The organism is Endozoicomonas sp. Z74, from assembly GCF_057680865.1.
In genome coordinates this window covers 1-6,166 of the sequence record NZ_JBLYZI010000174.1, presented here as the reverse complement: position 1 = coordinate 6,166, position 6,166 = coordinate 1, and the positions used below count along the sequence as shown (strand labels likewise).

Below are 6,166 nucleotides of genomic sequence, written 5' to 3'. Positions count from 1 at the left end.
AACCTTCTCAAGCTTGATACTTCAGTGAAGGCTGGTATCAAGAACAAACGTAAAACCTGTGGCTGGGATGAAGACTATATGATGAAAGTGCTTGGGCTGATTGATTCTTGATCATGTTTTTGCCCTGTCACCGATAGCGAGTTTGGCCAAAAACGCAGAACAACTTGCAAAGAACGCTTTCTGGGAAAGTTAATCGACCTCCGGAGAGCCAGAGGCTTATTTGATGACGCCCTCAAAGGGCTTTTATTGCGCCCAAGGGCGCTGATCAGAATCCAGGCTCCAACCCTCACCCAAACCCTCTCCAAGCGGGAGAGGGCTTTCAATATTGGCACCGTCAACACCCTCTCCCTCTGGGAGAGGGCCGGGGTGAGGGAAAGCCATTAACCATTCAGGGCAGAGTTAGCAGGATCAGCTACCGAAGCCTCGATCAAACCTATGGGAGTCTCCCCGGCATAGCCGGGGGTTTACCTAATGATTAATTAAAAACTTATACCATGACATATAGCTTATTGATGTCACAGAGCCTTATCACTCGAAGCCAGATAATGACAGTGCCTTATACACAGGATAATCATAATCCAATCCCATTGTTTTCAAAGAAGTTTACGGACCAAGTTTTATGAAAACAAATTGTTCATCGAGGGGAAATCACCAGAATCAGAAGTATATGCCTTGAATTTATGCCGCTATAATCTCTTTGACAATGGGTCTGGAAGGATGGAATCTATCATCACTTTTAAATTTTGAATGTTTAAGGAGTTGCATTAATAACATTTGCTATCGAATTTAATTTTCTGTCTAAAGACTTCAATCATACTCCCTAGCAACCTTATCTACTCGGAGAAATAATGACGCTCATCACTGATTACTGAACCGGGAGCCGTAAGTTGTAAAGAAGCAGCAATCAAAAGGCAGCTTAAAAAAAGAATATTAGTCCCTGACACCGGGTTTCTTTATACTGGCACCCAATATTCAGCAGCCCCAGCGGAGCAATAGGATGTCAGTAGCTGAGCACCAGACACCAACCAAAAGCGTCATCTGCGATATTGATGGCGTTATCCTCCACGACAACAAAATTGTCCCCGGCGCAGATCAGTTTATTCATGACCTTCTGGAGCGGGACATTCCGTTGCTGATGCTGACCAACTACCCCTCCCAGACTCCGAAAGATCTTCAGAACCGCTTTGCCTCTGCAGGGATCAAAATCCCTGAACATCACTTCTTTACTTCCGCCATGGCCACGGCGGAGTTTCTTAAGCGGCAGGATGGGCATAAGGCCTTTGTTATTGGAGAAGGGGCCCTGGTGCATGAACTTTACAAAGCCGGTTTCACCATGACGGACATCAATCCGGATTTCGTTGTTGTGGGGGAAACCCGGAACTTTAACTGGAACATGATTCACACAGCGGCCAAATTCGTTGCCCGGGGGGCACGCTTTATCGCCACCAACCCTGATACCCACGGGCCGGATATGTCACCTGCCTGCGGAGCCCTGTGCGCCCCTATTGAGCGAATCACTGGGAAAAAACCTTTTTATGTAGGAAAACCCAGTGCCTGGATTATCCGGGCCGCCCTTAATCAGATGGAGGCTCATTCTGACCACACTCTGATCGTTGGGGATAACCTGCGTACGGATATTCTTGCCGGTTTTCAGGCGGGCCTGGAAACGGTACTGGTGCTCTCAGGCGTCAGCAAGACAGAAGATATTGAACAGGTGCCTTTTAAGCCAAACCATATCTTTTCGTCCGTGGCAGAGATCAATCTGTTTCAATAAAACAGGTGGTCCGTAAAGCACATATCCATAACGGAAAAAACATTTTGCTCACCCATGAAAACGGGAAGACAAACTGTTTTTCACTGCAAAAACGCCCGCTGAACCAGGCTTACCATGACCTTATCTGGAAGGTGGGCTTTTGCTTTTAATACCCGGGCCTTTTATGGTACAAACGTACCAAATAACAAATACTGCCATTCTGACTGGCTTATAAAAGCATGCCAATAACCACTGGAAATGCCTTATCCGAAGGCTATTTTACCCAGATGAGCCAGGCCCTGGCGGAAGCAGGGGCTTTTCGTCCCACTCTGGTTGTGGACAAACAACGCCTGGACCATAACATTGAACAACTGATGTCGGTTATCCACCGGGGCTTTGACTTCCGACTGGTGGCCAAGTCCCTGCCCTGCCTGCCTTTGCTGGACTATATTTTGTCCCATACCGGCACCCGAAGGCTCATGAGTTTCCACCTGCCTTTTCTGGCTTACCTCACCGAGCAGATACCTGATGCCGATATTCTGATGGGCAAGCCGATGCCGGTAGAAGGTGTCCGCCAGTTCTATCAATGGCACAGCCGTCGGATCAGCCCCGGGTTCTCCCCTGCCCGTCAACTGCAATGGCTGGTCGACAACAGCGAGAGACTCCAGCAATACCAGTCTCTGGCCCATGAGCTTGATACCTTTGTTAATATCAATCTGGAAATCGATATTGGCCTGCATCGTGGGGGATTTTCCGACATCCGCTCCTTCAAAAAAGCACTGGGGCTTATCCGTCACTCTGAAAAACTGCGGTTAGCGGGCCTGATGGGTTACGAAGCCCATATAACGAAAATACCTGCTCTGCTGGGTGGCAGCAGGAAAGCCTTCCGTAATGCCATGGCCAGTTATCAGCAATTTGTAGACGCCCTTCATGAGGCAATGGGGGAAGAGGCATTGCAGAGCCTGACCCTGAATACGGGAGGCAGCACAACTTACCCCCTTTATAAAAAGCCCGGCCTGGTGAATGAAATTGCCACGGCATCGGCCCTGGTTAAACCCTCCGACTTTGATGTCGTCACCCTCGACCATCACCTGCCCGCGGCATTTATTGCAACACCGGTACTCAAAACCGTAAAGAATCCGGAATTGCCAATGGCCTCAACTCTTTCAAAAGGGCTTAGAACCCTTGGCTTGCTGCCCGGGAAAGCCTGTTTCATTTATGGCGGCAACTGGCTGGCAGAGCCCTGTTTTCCGGAAGGCGCAAAAAAGTCGAAAATACTGGGTCACTCCAGTAACCAGGAGATGTATGAGCTCAGGCCCGACAGCTCCCTGAAAGCCGATGACTTTTTCTTTTTCCGGCCAACCCAGAGCGAAGCCGTTTTCCTGCAGTTTGGCAATATCGCCGTGTACGACAATGGACAAATTATAGACTGGTGGCCAGTGTTTGAGTCTGCGGATTTACTCCAGATTTAAATGGGTAACCCGACGGAAACAACAACAAAAAGAATACCAATAAGGATCCATGATGTTACTTGCATTTGCTTACCTGACCCTGCCTGCATTGCTGATTTTGCTGTGTCAGCGGTTTACCTTTCTGGACAAACTGGGCGTCGTGGTGCTCTCTTTCGGGCTAGGAATGGGTATTGCGGCCACCCTCGATATTCACCTTCTATTCCCCGCTGAAGTGGCAGGGCCGATCCAGACAAACATCACTGAAATCAGCATTGCCCTGGCGCTTCCCCTGCTGCTTTTTTCAATCAATGTCAAAAGTGCCCTGAATATGGCTGGGGACACCCTTAAAGGAATGCTGCTGGCGTTGCTGTCAGTGGTTCTGGTCAGCACGGTGGGAGCACTGGTTTTCAATGATCAGGTGGAGAGTATCTGGCAGGTAGCAGGCATGTCAGTTGGAGCCTATACCGGTGGCGGCCCCAATATGGCAGCGATTAAAACCGCCATTGAAGGTAAAGAGTCAATATTCATGACCATGGTCACCTATGACATTCTGTTCTCAGCGCTCTACCTGGTGTTTGTGATTACGCTTGGCAAACGCCTATTTGGTCTGCTGTTACGCCCTTATCAACCGCTTCAGAGCCCTGATAGCTGCCCTCCCTCAGGGGGAAGCAATGACATGGAACATATGGCCGACGAAACCGCCAATAGCTATAAAAGCCTGGCAAACCTGAAGCAGCTCCCACAAACTCTTGCCGCCCTTCTCTGCTCAGGAACGGTAGTAGCGGCTTCACTTGGGCTGGCCAGCCTGATGCCGGAAACAATGAAATCCACCACCACCATTATTGCCATTACCACCCTGGGCCTGGTGTGCTCTTTTATTCCCAGGGTCCGGGCGCTGGCCAACAGCTTTCAGCTGGGGATGTACCTTATCCTGGTATTCTGTTTCACCATGGGAACCATGACCGATACCGGCGTCATCACCCGGCTTGATTATGCCCTGGCTGGCTACATCACCTTTATCCTGGTGGGCTCACTGACCATGCAGGCAATATTGTGCAAGCTGTTCAGGGTGGATACCGATACTTTCCTGATCACCTCCTCAGCCGCCATTATGTCAGTGCCCTTTATTCCGGTGATTGCCGGAGCCCTGAAAAACCGGGAAATTCTGCTGCCCGGATTTGCTGCCGCCATTATTGGTTATGCAGCAGGCAACTATCTGGGCATTATCGTGGCCAATGTAAGCCGATGGCTGGTGACGGTCTGACCTGAGCCTACCCACTGGAAAAACACTTCAGACCGTTGAAAGGCCTCCCTTCCCGGTGAGCTAAAGTAAATAGGATTTCCTATTTTCAATAAGAAGGGAGTGCCACTATGATCTCAGGAAATGATGGATCCAAATCCACAGAATTCACTCACCAACACCAGCACCGTCAAGAAACTGACGATTCATCCCGAAAATACACAAAACAAGTTCCGGGAAAGGATGGTGATAGTAAAGCAGACAAAACCAACTTAAGGGATCGAATCTTCAGCAAAGGCACCAACCCTGGCGGCACACGCCCAAAAACAAAAAAATCCGATTTCAGCCAGGCCTTTCATCCCTCCAGAATGGGGGGAGAAGTTATGCAAATGGAATTTACGAAAACCATTGCAGATCAGCAAAAAAAGATTGAAGACCTGAAGAAAGAAATTGATGGGCTCCAGAGCTATATTGGAACTCTCGAACTTGAGCTCAGAGGCAGGATATCAGGACAGGATGATCAACCAAACCCCGTTAAACACGATAAGCAAGCCACCGGGCAAGATTTTGGGTTGCTGGAGGAAGAAAACACGGTACTGAAAATCCAAAAGAATTCCCTCGAAGAAAGAAACAAAAAACTGGAAGCAGAGCTCGAAAGACTGAGAACTGGATCCCAATTTTCATCAGCACATCAAGGTGAAACACCTTCTCCTCAAGACTACGGTTTTTTACAGGAGAAAAGCAGTATGCTTGAAAGTAGGCTTACCGAAACCGAGCAACAAAATAGACAGCTGCAACAGGAAGTTCAGGAACTCAAGAAAGCGCTTTCCGCTGCCGACGAGAGGCAGGAAACTGACTTTATGCATATCCAGACTCTGAAACAACAGTTGAACACCAAGGATGACCAGAAAATTGCCAGTACAGAAGGATCCCTCCTTATCAATGGAAAGCTCTGCACAGAGATTGACTTAAGTAAAATGCTGGGAGCTATTTATGAGGACGAATGGACAGATGCTGAGAGCTTTCTGGAGACCCTTGGTTTATCGGAGGATGAATCTCAGGAAATACTCTATGCCCAGTTTAATCGAATGTACAGGTATGCGTCACAGTACGCTACAAAATTCAGTGACCATATAAGCAGTGGGCATGACCTGATGCAACCTTTGTTTGCTGGTCAATACATGCCAAATGGCGGTGTAACCCCAGGACATAGAGAGCAGGGAAGAATGATTACAGCCTCAAAACCTGCATTGGAATTACTTATAAAAACAGCAGGCCCGGCAGGTGCCTTGCTCTATCACAGAGAGGCGATTGCCGATGTCTCAGAAGAATATCGGACATACCTTAAACAAGAAGGCACAGACAAGCCTCTAACTAAATACCTTGGAAAATGCTTTGATGTCGTATACTACATGCACTTAATGACCCCACACCCTGAGCTATCGTTTCCACGAAAAAATGACCCTTTTAAAAGGAAAGAACTGGATCGCATCGGTGGGGACAAACACAATAGAACGGCGCTGTTCAAATTAAATGTTGCTAACATGGTCTATACTCCCTGAGCATGAGAATTGTCGTGTAAAGTGGAGTTCCAGCCATGAAACCTCAGCAATTCCAAGACATCCTGAAGTCCATACCCATGATGTCCCCAGAGCAGATCGGTGTCCTCCATAAAACTCTGCCGCCCTCACCCATTGCCGGTGATGCACAAGGTATTTCCGG

4 protein-coding genes are annotated in these 6,166 nt (G+C 48.4%); all 4 read left to right on the top strand.

Going from position 1 to position 6,166, the window contains the following annotated elements; genetic code table 11:
* Positions 1 to 997 precede the first annotated feature (997 nt).
* Positions 998 to 1,774, top strand: a complete 777-nt coding sequence (locus tag ACNRUY_RS25545; protein WP_488114490.1) for an HAD-IIA family hydrolase — start codon at positions 998 to 1,000, stop codon at positions 1,772 to 1,774.
* A 218-nt stretch (positions 1,775 to 1,992) separates the two neighbouring features.
* Positions 1,993 to 3,225, top strand: coding sequence for a DSD1 family PLP-dependent enzyme (locus ACNRUY_RS25540; protein ID WP_488114489.1), 1,233 nt, complete (start codon positions 1,993 to 1,995; stop codon positions 3,223 to 3,225).
* Between the two features lie 49 nt (positions 3,226 to 3,274).
* Positions 3,275 to 4,468 (top strand): DUF819 family protein, encoded by a 1,194-nt coding sequence (locus ACNRUY_RS25535; protein ID WP_488114488.1) that lies wholly within the window; start codon positions 3,275 to 3,277, stop codon positions 4,466 to 4,468.
* 107 nt (positions 4,469 to 4,575) lie between these two features.
* Complete coding sequence (locus tag ACNRUY_RS25530) at positions 4,576 to 6,006, top strand: hypothetical protein (RefSeq protein WP_488114487.1); 1,431 nt, start codon at positions 4,576 to 4,578, stop codon at positions 6,004 to 6,006.
* Positions 6,007 to 6,166 lie beyond the last annotated feature (160 nt).

What these genes read in the sequence shown, in the direction of transcription:
- ACNRUY_RS25545 (WP_488114490.1), top strand. Translation starts at nt 998, where the DNA reads ATGTCAGTAGCTGAGCACCAGACACCAACCAAAAGCGTCATCTGCGAT.
- ACNRUY_RS25540 (WP_488114489.1), top strand. Translation starts at nt 1,993, where the DNA reads ATGCCAATAACCACTGGAAATGCCTTATCCGAAGGCTATTTTACCCAG.
- ACNRUY_RS25535 (WP_488114488.1), top strand. Translation starts at nt 3,275, where the DNA reads ATGATGTTACTTGCATTTGCTTACCTGACCCTGCCTGCATTGCTGATT.
- ACNRUY_RS25530 (WP_488114487.1), top strand. Translation starts at nt 4,576, where the DNA reads ATGATCTCAGGAAATGATGGATCCAAATCCACAGAATTCACTCACCAA.